This is a genomic window from Bacillus sp. JJ1503 (genome assembly GCF_036965125.1).
Classification (GTDB): domain Bacteria; phylum Bacillota; class Bacilli; order Bacillales; family Cytobacillaceae; genus Cytobacillus.
This window is the reverse complement of the sequence record NZ_JBALOZ010000126.1, coordinates 22,286-37,679: the sequence shown is the minus strand read 5'-3', so window position 1 is coordinate 37,679 and position 15,394 is coordinate 22,286. Positions and strand designations below refer to the sequence as shown.

Here is a 15,394-nt window from a genome sequence, read left to right as displayed (position 1 = left end):
TTTTTAGCATGCTGTTAGTACTAAGTATGTTCCTTGCTGCTTGCGGAGGAAAAGATAATGCTGACAGTGGAGACAAAGGCGGAGATAAAGACGCAGGTAAGTCTGATGTACCGCAAGAATTAAGAGTTAATATTAATACTGAACCACCATCGTTACACCCGGCACTTGCCAAAGACTCTACTTCTGGAACAGTGCTTCGCCAAACTCTTGAAGGCTTAACACGTATTGGAAAAGATGGGAAGCCAGAAAATGCAATGGCAGAAGATGTAAAAGTTTCTGATGACCAAAAAGTATACACGTTTACAATTCGTGACGCAAAATGGTCAAATGGAGATCCTGTCACTGCAAATGACTTCGAAGCTGCTTGGAAATGGGCTCTAGATCCAAACAACCAATCAGAGTATGCATACCAGCTTTATTACATTAAAGGTGGAGAAGCAGCTAACACTGCTGGCGGTTCACTTGATGAAGTTGGAGTTAAAGCTTTAGATGAGAAAACTCTTGAAGTTACTCTTGAAAACGCAACTCCATTCTTCTTAGAGTTAACAGCGTTCTATACTTACCTTCCATTCAACAGCAAAATTGCCGAAGCAAACCCAAATTGGGCTAATGATGCTGGTGAAAACTATACAACTAACGGACCTTTCGTAATGACTGAATGGGCTCATAGTGATAAAATCGTTCTTGAAAAGAGCGAAACTTATTGGGATGCAGACGCAGTAAAACTAAACAAAATTGAAATGATCATGATCAATGATCCAAATACAGAATTATCTATGTTTGATAATGGTGAGCTTGATTGGGCTGGTGCTCCAACAGGTGCGCTTCCAACTGATGCAATGCAAGCTCTTAAAGACGAAGGCCGTTTAACTACACAATCAATCGCTGGTGTTTACAAGTACAAGTTCAATACTACAGTTGAACCATTTAACAATGTAAATATCCGTAAAGCTTTTGCATTGTCAATTAACCGTCAAGAACTTATTGACAACATCCTTCAAGGTGAACAGCAGCCAGCTATGGCACTTGTACCGCCATCAATGTTTGAAGAAAATGAAAAAGGCTACTTCAATGACAATGATGTAGAAAAAGCAAAAGAATATTTACAAAAAGGATTAGAAGAAATGGGTCTTAAAGATCCTTCTGAGCTTCCTGCTGTAACACTTTCTTACAATACTTCTGAAGCACATCAAAAGATTGCTCAAGCAATTCAAGATATGTGGAAGAACAACCTTGGTGTAGAAGTAAATCTTGATAACCAAGAGTGGGCTGTATACCTTGATAAAGTACATTCACTTGATTACCAAGTTGCTCGTATGGGCTGGTTAGGTGACTTCAACGATGCAATCAACTTCCTTGAAATGTTCCGTGACGCTAATGGCGGAAACAACGATACTGGATGGGAAAACAAAGAATATCAAGAATTACTTGCAAAATCTGCTACTGAAGGAGATCCAGAAGTTCGTCAACAAATGTTAAAGGATGCTGAGGCTATCTTTATGGATGAAATGCCAATCGCTCCAATCTATTACTACACGAACAACTGGGTTCAAGATCCAAAACTAAAAGATGTTGTTGTATCTGGCTTAGGTGATGTACAATATAAATGGGCTTATTTTGAATAAGAATAAGTAATTAAACTTAAGGTATATGGGGGTATCTCCCTGTATACCTTAGTTTTCTGTTTTGCTGTTGCGCCTGAAAATGGCGCTTACGCTTTTCTATTTGACAAAGAAAAAATTGGAGGTGTTAGTCAATGGCTAAATATATTGGAAAACGCTTACTGTACATGTTAATCTCCTTGTGGCTGATCGTAACTGCAACGTTTTTCTTCATGCGCATTGCACCCGGAAACCCATTTACATCTGAAAAACAGCTGCCTCCCGAAATTGAAGCGAATCTAAATGCTCACTATGGTTTGGACAAGCCTTGGTATGCTCAATACGGGGAATATTTACTTAGAGTGGCAAAATGGGATTTCGGCCCATCATTTAAATATAAAAGCCAAACGGTAAACGATTTAATTAATGATGGTTTCCCTGTTTCATTCGTGCTAGGAATGGAAGCAATTTTTCTAGCAATTGCGTTCGGGGTTCTTTTAGGGATTATTGCCGCATTAAGACATAATAAATGGCCAGATTACACGGCTATGATCATAGCAGTGTTGGGAATCTCTGTTCCATCCTTCATTATGGCATCCGTTCTTCAATACATTTTTGCAATTAAATTGGGCTTATTTCCTGTTGCCCGCTGGGAAACATTTATGCATACTGTTCTTCCAGCCTTAGCTTTAGGTTCAACACCGATGGCATTTATTGCACGTCTGACTCGTTCGAGTATGCTTGAAGTATTGAGCAATGATTATATTAAAACAGCAAAAGCAAAAGGGTTAAGTCAAGGAGTTATTACAGTAAGGCATGCAATCCGTAATGCACTTTTACCAGTTGTGACGTATTTGGGGCCTTTAACTGCTGGAATCTTAACAGGAAGCTTTGTTATCGAAAGAATCTTTGGTATTCCAGGTTTAGGTGCGCATTTCGTAACAAGTATTACAAACCGCGATTACACAGTTATTATGGGTGTAACAGTCTTCTATAGTGTATTGCTACTTGTATCTATTCTCCTTGTTGACATTGCATACGGATTCATCGACCCACGCATCAAACTTGCTGGCGGGAAGAAAGGAGAGTAAACATGCAGATTTCGAAAGATAAATTTCAACTTGTCGGATCACAATTAGAAAACGCCGAAAAAATTTCAAAGCCAAGTCTTTCATTTTGGAAAGATGTTTCCATCCGATTCCGAAAAAACAAGCTTGCTATGTTTGGATTAGTTCTATTATTTTTACTAATCATTATGGCGGCCTTTGGACCACATATGACAGAATATGATTATCGGACAAACGATTTAGCAAATAAAAACCAACCTCCATCTTCTGAGCACTGGTTTGGTACAGATGATCTTGGTCGTGATGTATTTGTCAGAACTTGGGAAGGTGCCAGGATTTCTATCTTTATTGGAGTTGCTGCTGCACTTATTGATTTATTCATCGGTGTAATTTGGGGCGGAATCGCTGGCTATAAAGGCGGACGCACAGATGAATTTATGATGCGCTTTGCAGATATTCTTTATGGCGTTCCATACTTATTGCTAGTTATCTTATTAATGGTAGTACTAGGGCAAGGACTTGGGACAATGATTCTAGCAATGACCATTACTGGCTGGATCAATATGTCGCGTATTGTCCGTGGACAAGTATTATCACTGAAAAGTCAAGAGTATGTTCTAGCCGCGAAAACACTTGGAGCGAACACGACAAGAATTATGGGTCGACATTTAATTCCAAACGCGATGGGACCAATTATGGTTACAATGACGTTAACCGTTCCATCTGCCATTTTCACAGAAGCATTCTTAAGTTATATTGGCCTTGGATTAACACCGCCTCTTGCCAGCTGGGGAACAATGGCTAATGACGGTTTGCCAGCTTTACGATATTATCCATGGCGTTTATTCTTCCCAGCTACGTTTATTTGTTTAACGATTTTTGCCTTTAATGTAATTGGGGACGGGTTACGTGACGCGCTTGACCCAAGACTTCGCAAATAAACTAGAAATGCGGGAGCTAGACAAAGGAGTGAGAAAATGGAAAAAATACTTGAAGTGAAAGATTTAGAAGTCTCGTTCCAAACATATGGAGGAAATGTGAAAGCAGTCCGCGGGGTTAGCTTTGACCTTTATAAAGGAGAGACACTCGCTATTGTTGGTGAATCAGGGTCCGGTAAAAGTGTTACCTCCCAGACAATTATGAAATTAATTCCAATGCCTCCAGGAAAAATTACTGGTGGACAAATTCTTTTCAACGGTGAAGACATTGTTCCAAAAACAGATAAACAAATGGAAAAAATCCGCGGAAAAGAAATCAGTATGATTTTCCAGGATCCAATGACTTCTCTAAATCCAACAATGAAAATTGGCTATCAGATTATGGAAGGTCTGATTAAGCATCAAAATATGTCAAAGCAGGCTGCTAAAGCACGTGCAGTGGAACTGCTTAGTCTAGTTGGTATTCCAATGCCGGAAAGACGTGTCAACCAATACCCACACGAATTTTCGGGCGGAATGAGACAGCGTGCGATGATCGCTATTGCACTTGCTGCAAATCCGAAGCTTTTAATTGCTGATGAGCCAACTACAGCTCTTGATGTAACGATTCAAGCACAAATTCTTGATTTAATGAAAGACTTACAAAGCAAAATGGATACGTCCATTATCTTTATTACTCATGATCTTGGAGTTGTTGCAAACGTAGCAGATCGAGTAGCTGTTATGTATGCGGGACAAATTGTGGAGATGGGTACTGTAGATGAGATTTTCTACGACCCTCGGCATCCTTATACATGGGGGCTTCTAGCATCTATGCCGAGCTTAGACAATGATGATAAAGCAGATCTTGCTGCAATACCAGGTACACCTCCAGACTTAACTAATCCTCCAAAAGGAGATGCTTTTGCAGCGAGAAATAAATATGCGCTTGCGATAGACTTTGAAGAGGAACCGCCAATGTATCAAATTTCTGATACGCATTTTGCAAAAACATGGCTTCTTCATCCAGATGCACCAAAGGTAGAACCGCCTGAAGCAGTTCAAAAACGGATGCGCAAATTATCCTCCACATATAAACAACCAGTCTTAGTGAAGGAGGGTAAATAAACATGGCTGAAAAATTATTAGAAATAAAAAATTTAAAGCAGCATTTCAATGTAGGGAAACCTAACATGGTTAAAGCTGTCGATGGTATAACTTTTGACATTTTCAAAGGTGAAACATTGGGACTTGTTGGTGAATCGGGATGTGGAAAATCAACTACCGGCCGAACGATTATTCGTCTGTATGATGCTACTGATGGCCAGGTTCTCTTCAATGGAGAAGACGTACATGGCAGGAAATCAGCAAAAGAATTAAAGAAATTCAATCGAAAAATGCAAATGATATTCCAAGATCCTTATGCCTCACTTAACCCTCGTATGACCGTTGCAGATATCATTGCTGAAGGAATTGATATTCACGGTTTAGCGAAAGGCAAAAAAGATCGAATGGAAAGAGTTTATGAACTATTAGAAACGGTTGGTTTAAATAAAGAGCATGCTAACCGCTATCCTCATGAATTCTCTGGCGGTCAAAGACAGCGTATTGGTATTGCAAGAGCATTGGCTGTTGAACCTGACTTTATTATTGCCGATGAGCCAATTTCTGCACTCGACGTTTCTATTCAAGCTCAAGTAGTTAACTTACTGAAAAACTTGCAGCGTGAAAAAGGATTAACGTATCTTTTTATCGCTCATGATCTTTCAATGGTTAAATATATTAGTGACCGTATTGGTGTTATGTACTTCGGAAAGCTTGTTGAGCTTGCCAGTGCGGAGGATCTATATAATAATCCAATGCACCCATACACTCAATCTTTATTGTCTGCGATTCCACTTCCAGATCCAGATACAGAGCGTACGCGCAAACGTATTTCATATGATCCGAAGGTCCATAACTATAGTGATAACGAAAAGCTTGAAATGCGAGAAATTACACCAGGACACTTCGTGTATTGCTCGGAAAAAGAAGAAAAACAATATAAAGAGCAATATGCTAAATGATAAAAACGATCTCTTGGATGAGATCGTTTTTCCTTTTTAAGAAAAACTAAACCTTTTACGCTTTTACGCTTTTGTTTAATAAAGAATTCTTTTTAAAAGTATACAACAAATTAATTAAAAATACTATTGAAAATTTTTGTTTAATTTATAGTATTAAAAAATAAAAAGAGACTGAGTTTCAGTCTCTTTCCGATCTATATATGATTTTATTTCTTTTTTCCTCCAACTGCTTTCCAGCCCGTTTGGAACTTTGCACATTGATCAACGAATTCATTTTTATTTTTTCCGCCAAACAGTTTTTCGCCAAGCCCATTTGTAATGACACCAAGTGTAGCAGTTAATCCAATTACTAGAAGTGCTACAATTGTTAAGTCAAATATGTATTCTGTCATTGTAAACCCCCCATTTCCCATTTTTACATGATAATAGCGAACCACAAGCATCATATCCCCACACTCTTATTGTATTAGAAGATGGGCTGCAATAAAAGGGGAAAAGGAAATTATATCACTTAATTTTTATTAAATTTTTTCAATTCAATTGCATTAATTGAGAATTAATGGGGCCTGGAAAGGTTTAATAATTAATAAAGGGGGTATGTTTACGTTAGAGAATAGAAAAGATCATTCAATTTACAAAGTCCCATAATAATTCATAAATTGTGTATTTTATGTGACGGGTGAAAAAATAATTAATTTTATGAAACTTTTCTCATTTTCATTCGTCTTATATACTAGATTTGCGAAAAGTTGATTTGTTTAATGAATATTTTAGGCTTTAATCTAATTATAAAAAGATATATCCAAACACGTATTCTTCGTGTATAATAATTAATATAAATTACTTTTTTAAAGTAATTGTAATTTACGGATTAGCTAATGTTCATTATTAAACAAATAAACAATCTAATATTGATTATATGTCTAAATTTAAGGGAGTGAATTTGTAAAATGGTTACATTATACACTTCACCAAGTTGTACTTCTTGCAGAAAAGCGAAATTATGGCTAGAAGAGCATGATATAGCTTATAAAGAAAGAAATATTTTTTCTGAACCGTTGTCAATTGATGAAATAAAAGAAATCCTTCGCATGACAGAAGATGGAACAGACGAAATTATTTCAACGAGATCAAAAACATTCCAGAAGTTGGATGTTAATTTAGAAGCGATGCCTCTTCAAGATTTATTTGAATTAATCAAAAAGAATCCAGGTCTGCTTCGCCGTCCGATCATCATTGATGAAAAGAGACTGCAAGTCGGATATAACGAAGATGAAATTAGACGTTTTCTTCCTAGAAAAGTCCGTACATTCCAGCTTCGTGAAGCACAGCGCTTAGTAAATTAATAGGACAGGGCCTTCTTTCTAATGAAGAGGGTCCTTTTAATATATTTTTAGAAAAGCTATAAAGTTTGTGAAAGCGAAAGAATTTTGCTAAAATGTTAGGACAATTTGTTTTACCCTAATAAGGTGCAAATTTTAAAGCATTGGGTGTTTAATGGTTTTTAAAAAGTTGTGACATTTTAATTCCCTTTATATCCTTTTTATCATAAAATAAAAGTACAAGGTGCAATATCCTACTCCGGAAGGGAGAGTTGCAATATGGAAATTGAAAGAATAAATGATCATACAGTTAAGTTTTATATTTCTTATGGTGATATAGAAGAAAGAGGCTTTGAGCGCGATGAAATTTGGTATAACCGCGAACGCAGCGAAGAACTTTTTTGGGAAATGATGGAGGAAGTCCATGAAGATGAAGAGTTCACTGTGGAAGGTCCATTATGGATTCAAGTTCAGGCATTAGATAAAGGTTTAGAAATTCTTGTTACTAAGGCCCAGCTTTCAAAGGATGGCCAAAAGTTTGAATTGCCCGTACCAGATGAAAAATTAAAGGATATTCCTGTTGATGAGCGAATAGAAGAACTGCTTGATCAGCATTTTAATCCAAATTCGGATGAGGAATTAGAATATGAGGAAAATCTTGATTTTCTTTTGAGTTTTAGAGACTTTGAAGATCTTATTTCACTATCCAAGCAGCATGGCCTTGATTCCATTCCAACAAAGTTATATTCCTTTGAGGGAAGGTACTATTTATTCGTTGAATTTCCTGAGGAAGCCTTCAGTGAAGAGGATGTTGACAATATGCTGTCCATTTTATTGGAATATGGGAACGAAACACAAATTACCATTCATCGCGTTGAGGAATATGGAAAACTAATCATCGCTGAGGATGTATTTGAACAATTAAGATCGTATTTTAAATAGAAAATCCGATTTCAGTTTGAAATCGGTTTTTTTTATGGCAAGTGGTAGGTGAGAAGGTGAAGAACACAGTTAGAATTATCTTATTTCTAGGAATAATGGTGGGTCTTGTTTATCTTTACGATCATTATGTCATGCAAACAGGCGGATATTTAGGCTATATAAGTATTTTGATGTCGTTGTCAGTGATATTTATTGCTTTTGTCATATTTTTAGAAAATCGGCATCCGGCCCAAACTTTGACGTGGCTTGTTGTTTTAGGAAGTTTCCCGCTAGTCGGGTTCATTTTCTACATCTTATTCGGGCGAAATTATAAGAAAGAAAAAATGTTTAGACAGAAATACATTCTCGATAAACAAGCTTTTTTAAGGGTGGAAGGAGAGATTGATCCATCTAATGAGGAAAAAATGAAACAGTTGGGGGATCATCAAAGAAAACTTTTTCATTTGGCCCAAAATTTAGGTCATAGTCCAATATCTTTTGCCACACAAACAAAGGTTTTAACAAATGGGGAAGAAACCTTTCAGCATATATTAGAAGCTTTAAAAGAAGCGACTCACCACATTCATTTAGAATATTATATCGTACGTCATGACGAAATTGGTCAAGAAATAAAAAATCTCCTTATCCAAAAGGCTCACGAAGGGGTTAAAGTCCGTTTTCTCTATGATGCAGTTGGTTCGTGGAAATTATCAAATAAATATATTGATGAACTAAAGAAAGCTGGCATCGAAATAATTCCCTTCGGACCTGTTAGACTCCCATTTCTTAGCAGTAAAATAAATTTCCGCAATCATCGTAAGATTATCGTTATAGATGGAAGTATTGGATTTGTAGGCGGGTTAAATATTGGGGATGAATATTTAGGACGAGATGAGAGCTTTGGATTTTGGCGCGATACTCATTTATTAATGAGGGGAGAAGCTGTAAGAAGCCTGCAATTAATTTTTCTCCAAGACTGGTATTATATGACGAACAAAAGCATCATGTCTCCGGAGTATTTATCTCCTGATTTGGAGGAAAGCATCCATGGCGGAGTGCAGCTTATAGCTGGAGGACCAGATAATGAATGGAGCGTAATTAAAAACATCTTTTTCTCCATGATTACTTCAGCTGAAAAATCGGTTTGGATTGCCTCGCCATACTTTATTCCGGATGAAGATATATTTTCTGCACTGAAAATAGCAGCTTTAAGCGGAATTGATGTAAGACTTCTTGTACCGAAGAATCCTGATAAAAGAATTGTATTCTATGCGTCACGTTCGTATTTTCCAGAATTGCTAGAAGCAGGTGTAAAGATCTTTGAATATGAGAAAGGCTTTATGCATAGCAAAATTGTCATCGTTGATGAAGAATTGGCTTCCATTGGGACATCTAATATGGATATGAGAAGTTTTCATTTGAATTTCGAGGTTAATGCTTTTTTATATCGCACTAGAAGTACTGACAAGCTTGTAAGAGAATATCTAAACGATATCCAATGTTCCAAAGAAATAGATTTAGAGAAATTCAAAAATAGGAAGATTGGCTATCGTATTATTGAATCAACGTCAAGACTGTTATCCCCATTTCTATAAAGGAGCTGCACCTTAAAGGTCAGCTCCTTTATTATTTCTGAAAATTTTAAAGGTATATGAAGTAATATGTCGAATAGTAGCCTTTAAAGAAGGGAGATGATTTTTTGTTGGTTTCAAAAACAGAGCAAGGAGAATGGTTTAGTTTAGCAAGTAATCATAGTCATGAAATGCTTAGAGAGTTAAGAAAATCTGAAAGCTTCTATTGTCCAGAGTGTGAGGAGCGGGTCCTATTAAAAGTCGGCACGATAAAAATTCCTCATTTTGCCCATGAAAAAGGAGCAGTCTGCTCGGAAAAGTACGAAAGAGAATCCGAATATCATTTAAAGGGAAAGCTTGCCTTATATAAATGGCTTCAAGAGAAGGGGCTGTCTCCTCAGCTAGAGCCATATTATAAGGAAATTGCTCAGAGGCCTGATATTGGCTTTACGAATAAAGGTGTTTCATATGCGATAGAATATCAATGCTCTACAATTCCAGAAGAACTCTTCGTCAAAAGAACTGAAAGCTATTATCATGCGAATATTACTCCTATATGGATCACAGCTGGCAAAAATATTAAACGTAAAGGTCATAATCTGGTTGCACTTTCGAGATTCGATTATTTATTCGTAACAAAAAGCTCATCTGGAACTTGGCATCTTCCCGCTTACTGTCCAGTTACCGACAACCTCATCCTTATCCAACACATCATGCCCGTTACCGTTAAACATTCATTAGCACAATTCTCTATAATGACTTTAAACAGCTCACCTATATCAAATCTGCTAAATCCGGGAAGCAGGCGCTCAAGTAGATTAGAAGATTGGATTAAAGAAATTAGAAAGGCAAAGAATATTACGATTCCTCTATATGGGTCCGTCCACAATAAATTCCTCAAAGAACTTTATACTCATTCCTTTACACCTTCTCTGCTTCCGCCTGAGATCGGTTTACCTGTTCCTGACTTACCCTTTATTGAAACGCCAGCTGTTGAATGGCAAAGCTACTTATTTATGGATGTACTAAAACAATATAAATCGATTTCGATGGATCAAATTTTACATTCCTTTAAAAGGAGAGTGCGAAATCGTGAGATAAAGATTAGACAGCTTCCCCAAGTTCGAAAGGGAAGTGCCTTGATGGCGGTGAAGGAATATATCGATTTACTTGTCAAAATAAAAACACTCCAGCCTGAAAGCCAAAACTCTTTCAAGATGGTTAAACCGATTATCGTGCATGAAACAATAGGAAACCAGAATGAAAGTGAGAAAATTTTTTATCAATCGTATAGGGAAATTATTAGTAAGAGTTTAAGCTGGGTATGATAAAAATATCAATTTAGAAATACAATGAACATAGAAGGGATTTCATTATTGTAAAGCGAAATATTAATTTGCACCCTTTTTCGGTACACGAAATATTGAATGGAGGATGGAAAATGGCAAGTGAAATGGCTGTTAAAAAGCTACCCGCGAGAAGTGAAATCAATGTGGAGTACACTTGGAAGCTAGAGGATATTTTCCCAAATGATGAAGCATGGGACAAGGAATTCAATGATGTAAAAGCACTAATACCTGGAGCAAGTAAGTTTCAAGGAAAATTAGGGGAAAGTTCAAATTTATTATATGAGGCATTACAATATCAGGACCATTTACTCGAACGACTTGGCAAGCTTTATACATATGCTCATATGAGGTATGATCAGGATACAACAAATTCTCATTATCAAGGCATGGACGACCGCATAAAGAATTTATATTCGCAGGCAGCGAGCAATCTGGCTTATATTGCTCCTGAAATTCTTGCCGTTGATGAAGAAAAGATTAATGGTTTCTTGGAGGAAAAGAAAGAGCTTCAGCTTTACAGGCTATCGTTAGACGAAATAAATTTACAGCGTCCACATGTGCTCTCTGCTGAACAGGAGGCATTGCTTGCTCAAGCTTCTGAAGTGTTTTCTGCTTCCAGTAATACATTTGGGATGCTTAATAATGCTGATTTGGAATTTCCCTCCATAAAGGATGAAAATGGGGAAGAGGTTGAGGTAACACATGGCCGTTATAGCAGATTCCTTGAAAGTGAAGATCAAAGGGTAAGACATGATGCATTTAAGGCTGTTTATGACACATATGGAAAATTTCGCAATACGTTTGCAAGCACATTAAGCGGAAACGTAAAAATGAATAATTTCAATGCGAGAATTAGAAACTATAGCTCAGCTCGCCATTCAGCCTTAGCTGCTAATAATATTCCAGAATCTGTTTACGATAATCTTGTTCAAACAGTTAATGACAATCTGCATCTGCTGCATCGCTATGTGAAGCTTCGTCAAAAGGTTCTTGCTGTCAATGAGCTTCATATGTATGATCTTTACACACCGCTTGTTAAAGACATCAAAATGGAGGTTAAGTATGATGAAGCTAAAGATTTAATCCTTAAAGGTTTAGCCCCGCTTGGTGAAGATTATTTAAACGTATTGAAAGAAGGCTTTGAAAATCGCTGGGTTGATATTTACGAGAATAAAGGAAAGCGCAGCGGTGCTTATTCATCTGGTTCATATGGAACGCATCCATATATACTGATGAACTGGCAGGATAATATAAATAATTTGTTTACATTGGCACACGAATTTGGCCACTCTGTTCATAGTTATTACACGAGAAAAACTCAAAAGTATCCATATGGCAATTATTCGATCTTCGTTGCAGAGGTTGCTTCAACATGCAATGAAGCGCTATTAAACGATTACTTATTAAAGACAGTGGATGATGATAAGAAGAGAATTTATTTATTAAATCATTATTTAGAAGGCTTTAGAGGCACCGTATTTCGTCAAACGATGTTTGCAGAGTTTGAGCATCTAATTTATCAAAAGGCCCAGAATAATGAAGCTCTTACGGCTGAGGCATTAACAACAGATTATTATGAGCTGAATAAGAAATATTTTGGGGAGGAAAATCTAATCATTGACGAGGAAATAGGATTAGAATGGTCCCGGATTCCTCATTTCTATTACAATTATTATGTTTATCAATATGCGACTGGTTTTAGTGCAGCTACCGCATTAAGTAAACAAATTTTAGAAGAGGGCCAGCCGGCAGTTGATCGTTACATTGACTTCCTAAAGGCTGGAAGCTCCGATTACCCTATAGAGGTGCTAAAGAAAGCTGGGGTAGATATGACAAGCTCTAAACCAGTCGAGGATGCATGTAAAGTATTTGAAGAAAAGCTCAATGAAATGGAAAAATTGCTAGGATAATGAAAATAGGAGAATGAGGTTCTAAACTTCATTCTCCTTTTATATAACAGATTCAAAATCCTTTAAACTTCTTTCGGTCATTAATCGTGATAATGAGAATTAATATGGATAAAAATAAGAGCGGTGAGCTTATATAAAGGGGAAACATCTTCATAAGCGCGAAGAAATTTAAGATAAAGGAAAGAGATATAAAGACAAACATTAGAACAAAAGGGAGCTTTTTCACTTCGAACTCCTCCTGTTAGATTGTTAAGTGACTTAAAGATAGGCCTAATGATTATTACAATATATTCAACTGTCCATCTATTATGTATTGTATTTGACAATATTGTGAATAAAAGCACAAACTTATTGTACTCTCTCTAAATTCATGTTATATTACAGACATGAAGTTGATCACACACAAACACCTACCCCTTGTTTGACCGTGAAAGATTTCTCCCATCCCCTTTTTTTCGTATTATATATAAAAAAAGACCATGCAGACTAAATTAGTTTGCATGGTCTTTTTTTGGGTATAGAGATATAAGAAATGAGTTCAAAATTCATCTAAAGAATTAAACTTCCAAAACATACCGTACTTAACGGGAATTTGTTCGACTATTTGCTTTAATTGCAGCTTCTTCATTTCGCGGTCTACTTCATTGATCGTCATATTGTAGACAACCGCAATTTCCTTGGAAGCAACAAATTTAAAATACTTTAGAAAGATTTCTAAAGGAGGCGGAGCTGAGCGTTCAGGCTTTTCTACCAGCATTTCATCTAAAATTTGCTCATACACTTCATAAGGATAAACACCAGTAACTTTTATTCCTTCATCCTCGATATTTTCATTAAAAAAGACAAGGGTAGGAATTTCGTGTACATCCATTTCTGCGGTAATTTTTAAGTCACATTGAAAGGCCTTTGCAGCACTATCAGAGTGAATATCAGAAATAAATTCTGCTACATCCAAGCCCACACTTTCTGCACACTCTCTTAATACATCCAGGCTTGAGACATTTTGCTTCTCCAAGAATAACACTTCCTGCAATTTTCGCAAAAACCGTATTCCGGCTCTTCTGCCTTGCAGCTCTGCAGCTTTTATTGCAACTGATGCAAGATGCGGGGATGAAATGGGATTTTCAAACCAAAGGTTTCCGTCACAGGACATTCCTGAACGGCTTGCTGTTTTTTCCCAAAGCTCAGCAATATTTTCGTAGCTATGCTTTCTGCCTATATTTAATGTCGACAATCTTCCGCTTATGACATGCTTAATGGAAAAATAACGACCATACTCAATCATGAGTTTTTTTAAGATGGGTTCAAGGGCCCAGCATTCAGGACAAAGAGGATCAATGAACAAGTACAATTCAAGCGGCTTTTTCTCATTGCCATGACAATGAGGTGATGGCGACTTTGATTCGAATGATTCCTGATTGTTCACAAGTTCTCACCTTTCATCATTTCATTTTCAGATGTATTAATCATATGCTGTGCAGTTAAAAAGAGTCTTGCATAAAAATCTTCTCTTATTTGTCCTTCCAGTTTAACCTCATCCATTGCTTCTGTCATACATGAAAGCCATGCCTTGGCTCTAGTTTCGGTTATTTCGAAAGGCAGATGCCGGGCACGAAGCATCGGATGACCATGTTCAGATGTATATAATGGGGGGCCGCCCAAGTATNNTTGCTTTTGCTTTCTTGCCGTTTCCGTTAAATCATCTGGAAAAATAGGAACGAGATCGGGATGTTGTCCCACGCGACGATAAAAAGCTTCCACAAGTAGGTGGAGCTTCTCTTCTCCAATCGCATCGAACGGTGTATGCATTTTCTCGACCATAATAAAAAATCTCCCTTATTTGAGTTATATAATGTTAAGCCTAATAGCAGATATAATGAAAAATGATTAGCAATTGATCAAGTAATCTCTTTTCATTCTATCAATGAGTGATTTTTAACTCAAACAAATAGCTTTCAAAAAATTTCAAGGGAATTTTTTGAAGGGGCAGTCTGCCTTAATTTTTCAACAAAAAATGTCTATTGAAGCAATAGACGAAGGTAAGTTCAGGACAGAAATGCACTCTTAATTTTTCGAACGTAATTAATCGTTTCTTTGAATGGGGGAATCCCACCGTGTTTATCCACATTTCCTGGTCCAGCATTGTAGGCTGCTAAAGCTAGTTCAATATTTTCATCATATTTATTTAGCATTTGACGTAAATATTTCGCTCCGCCAAAAACATTTTCTTGCGGGTCAAAAACATTTTTCACACCTAATTCCTTTGCTGTTTCAGGCATAAGCTGCATTAATCCAGATGCGCCTGCATGGCTAATCGCTGACGGATTAAAATTAGACTCCTGCTTTATGACTGATTTTAACAATTTGGCTGGAATACGATAATGCTCTGATGCTTTTTCAATAATTTCATCAAAAGTTGTGTCCGTTCCGGAACCTGATAGTTTAGTAAGCATGAATGGTGGCAGTGATGGCCTATTTATCACCGGTGAAGGGCTGTTATCGGTATAACTGGTTAACTTCTCAAATTGATTTTCACTTACAGTTGAATCAGGCAAATTCGTTTCTTGTAATAAATGATTCAGCAGCTCCTGAAATACTTGGCTATTTTCTGAAGAAGCTTGAGAAATGTCAAAGTTTTTTAGTGCCTGCAAGTCTAGCATAATTTTTAAT

Annotated in this window: 15 protein-coding genes; 10 read left to right on the top strand and 5 right to left on the bottom strand. The window is 36.9% G+C overall.

Annotation, left to right across the window (positions count from 1 at the left end; genetic code table 11):
* From V7149_RS11150 to V7149_RS11130, 5 genes are all read left to right on the top strand, one after another.
* Positions 1-1,625 (top strand): peptide ABC transporter substrate-binding protein (locus tag V7149_RS11150; protein WP_335345702.1); only part of this gene is annotated, 1,625 nt, incomplete at its 5' end.
* 131 nt (positions 1,626-1,756) lie between these two features.
* The gene (locus V7149_RS11145; RefSeq protein WP_335345701.1) at positions 1,757-2,692 is read left to right on the top strand and encodes an ABC transporter permease; all 936 of its coding nucleotides are present in this window, start codon (positions 1,757-1,759) and stop codon (positions 2,690-2,692) included.
* A gap of 2 nt (positions 2,693-2,694) precedes the next feature.
* Positions 2,695-3,609: an ABC transporter permease gene (locus V7149_RS11140; protein WP_335345700.1), complete on the top strand. Its 915-nt coding sequence runs from the start codon at positions 2,695-2,697 to the stop codon at positions 3,607-3,609.
* Between the two features lie 36 nt (positions 3,610-3,645).
* On the top strand, positions 3,646-4,713 hold the full coding sequence (locus tag V7149_RS11135) for an ABC transporter ATP-binding protein (RefSeq protein ID WP_335345699.1): 1,068 nt from the start codon (positions 3,646-3,648) through the stop codon (positions 4,711-4,713).
* Positions 4,714-4,715: 2 nt separating this feature from the next.
* Positions 4,716-5,651 carry an ABC transporter ATP-binding protein gene (locus V7149_RS11130; RefSeq protein ID WP_335345698.1) on the top strand — a complete coding sequence of 312 codons (936 nt, stop codon included), beginning with the start codon at positions 4,716-4,718 and terminating at the stop codon, positions 5,649-5,651.
* A 206-nt stretch (positions 5,652-5,857) separates the two neighbouring features.
* Here V7149_RS11130 and V7149_RS11125 read toward each other — a convergent pair whose 3' ends face one another.
* Positions 5,858-6,043: a hypothetical protein gene (locus V7149_RS11125; protein WP_335345697.1), complete on the bottom strand. Its 186-nt coding sequence runs from the start codon at positions 6,041-6,043 to the stop codon at positions 5,858-5,860.
* A 558-nt stretch (positions 6,044-6,601) separates the two neighbouring features.
* Here V7149_RS11125 and spxA point away from each other — a divergent pair.
* From spxA to pepF, 5 genes are all read left to right on the top strand, one after another.
* A complete protein-coding gene (spxA, locus tag V7149_RS11120; RefSeq protein ID WP_335345696.1) occupies positions 6,602-6,997 on the top strand; it encodes a transcriptional regulator SpxA in 396 nt (131 codons plus the stop codon).
* Positions 6,998-7,252: 255 nt separating this feature from the next.
* Positions 7,253-7,915: an adaptor protein MecA gene (mecA, locus tag V7149_RS11115; protein ID WP_335345695.1), complete on the top strand. Its 663-nt coding sequence runs from the start codon at positions 7,253-7,255 to the stop codon at positions 7,913-7,915.
* 56 nt (positions 7,916-7,971) lie between these two features.
* Positions 7,972-9,489: a cardiolipin synthase gene (gene cls, locus V7149_RS11110; protein WP_335345694.1), complete on the top strand. Its 1,518-nt coding sequence runs from the start codon at positions 7,972-7,974 to the stop codon at positions 9,487-9,489.
* A gap of 104 nt (positions 9,490-9,593) precedes the next feature.
* A complete protein-coding gene (locus V7149_RS11105; RefSeq protein WP_335345693.1) occupies positions 9,594-10,793 on the top strand; it encodes a competence protein CoiA in 1,200 nt (399 codons plus the stop codon).
* Between the two features lie 113 nt (positions 10,794-10,906).
* Positions 10,907-12,724 (top strand): oligoendopeptidase F, encoded by a 1,818-nt coding sequence (gene pepF / locus V7149_RS11100; RefSeq protein ID WP_335345692.1) that lies wholly within the window; start codon positions 10,907-10,909, stop codon positions 12,722-12,724.
* 52 nt (positions 12,725-12,776) lie between these two features.
* Here the strand turns inward: pepF and V7149_RS26510 are convergent, their stop codons facing one another.
* The 4 genes from V7149_RS26510 to V7149_RS11085 form a co-directional block, all read right to left on the bottom strand.
* On the bottom strand, positions 12,777-12,926 hold the full coding sequence (locus V7149_RS26510) for a hypothetical protein (RefSeq protein WP_438824028.1): 150 nt from the start codon (positions 12,924-12,926) through the stop codon (positions 12,777-12,779).
* A gap of 336 nt (positions 12,927-13,262) precedes the next feature.
* Positions 13,263-14,150: a ClpXP adapter SpxH family protein gene (locus V7149_RS11095; RefSeq protein WP_335345691.1), complete on the bottom strand. Its 888-nt coding sequence runs from the start codon at positions 14,148-14,150 to the stop codon at positions 13,263-13,265.
* The gene (locus V7149_RS11090) at positions 14,147-14,545 is read right to left on the bottom strand and encodes a globin (RefSeq protein ID WP_335345690.1); all 399 of its coding nucleotides are present in this window, start codon (positions 14,543-14,545) and stop codon (positions 14,147-14,149) included. Before V7149_RS11090 ends, V7149_RS11095 begins: the two co-directional genes overlap by 4 nt.
* 224 nt (positions 14,546-14,769) lie before the next feature.
* The coding region (locus V7149_RS11085; RefSeq protein WP_335345689.1) for a lytic transglycosylase domain-containing protein at positions 14,770-15,394 on the bottom strand (625 nt) is incomplete at its 5' end.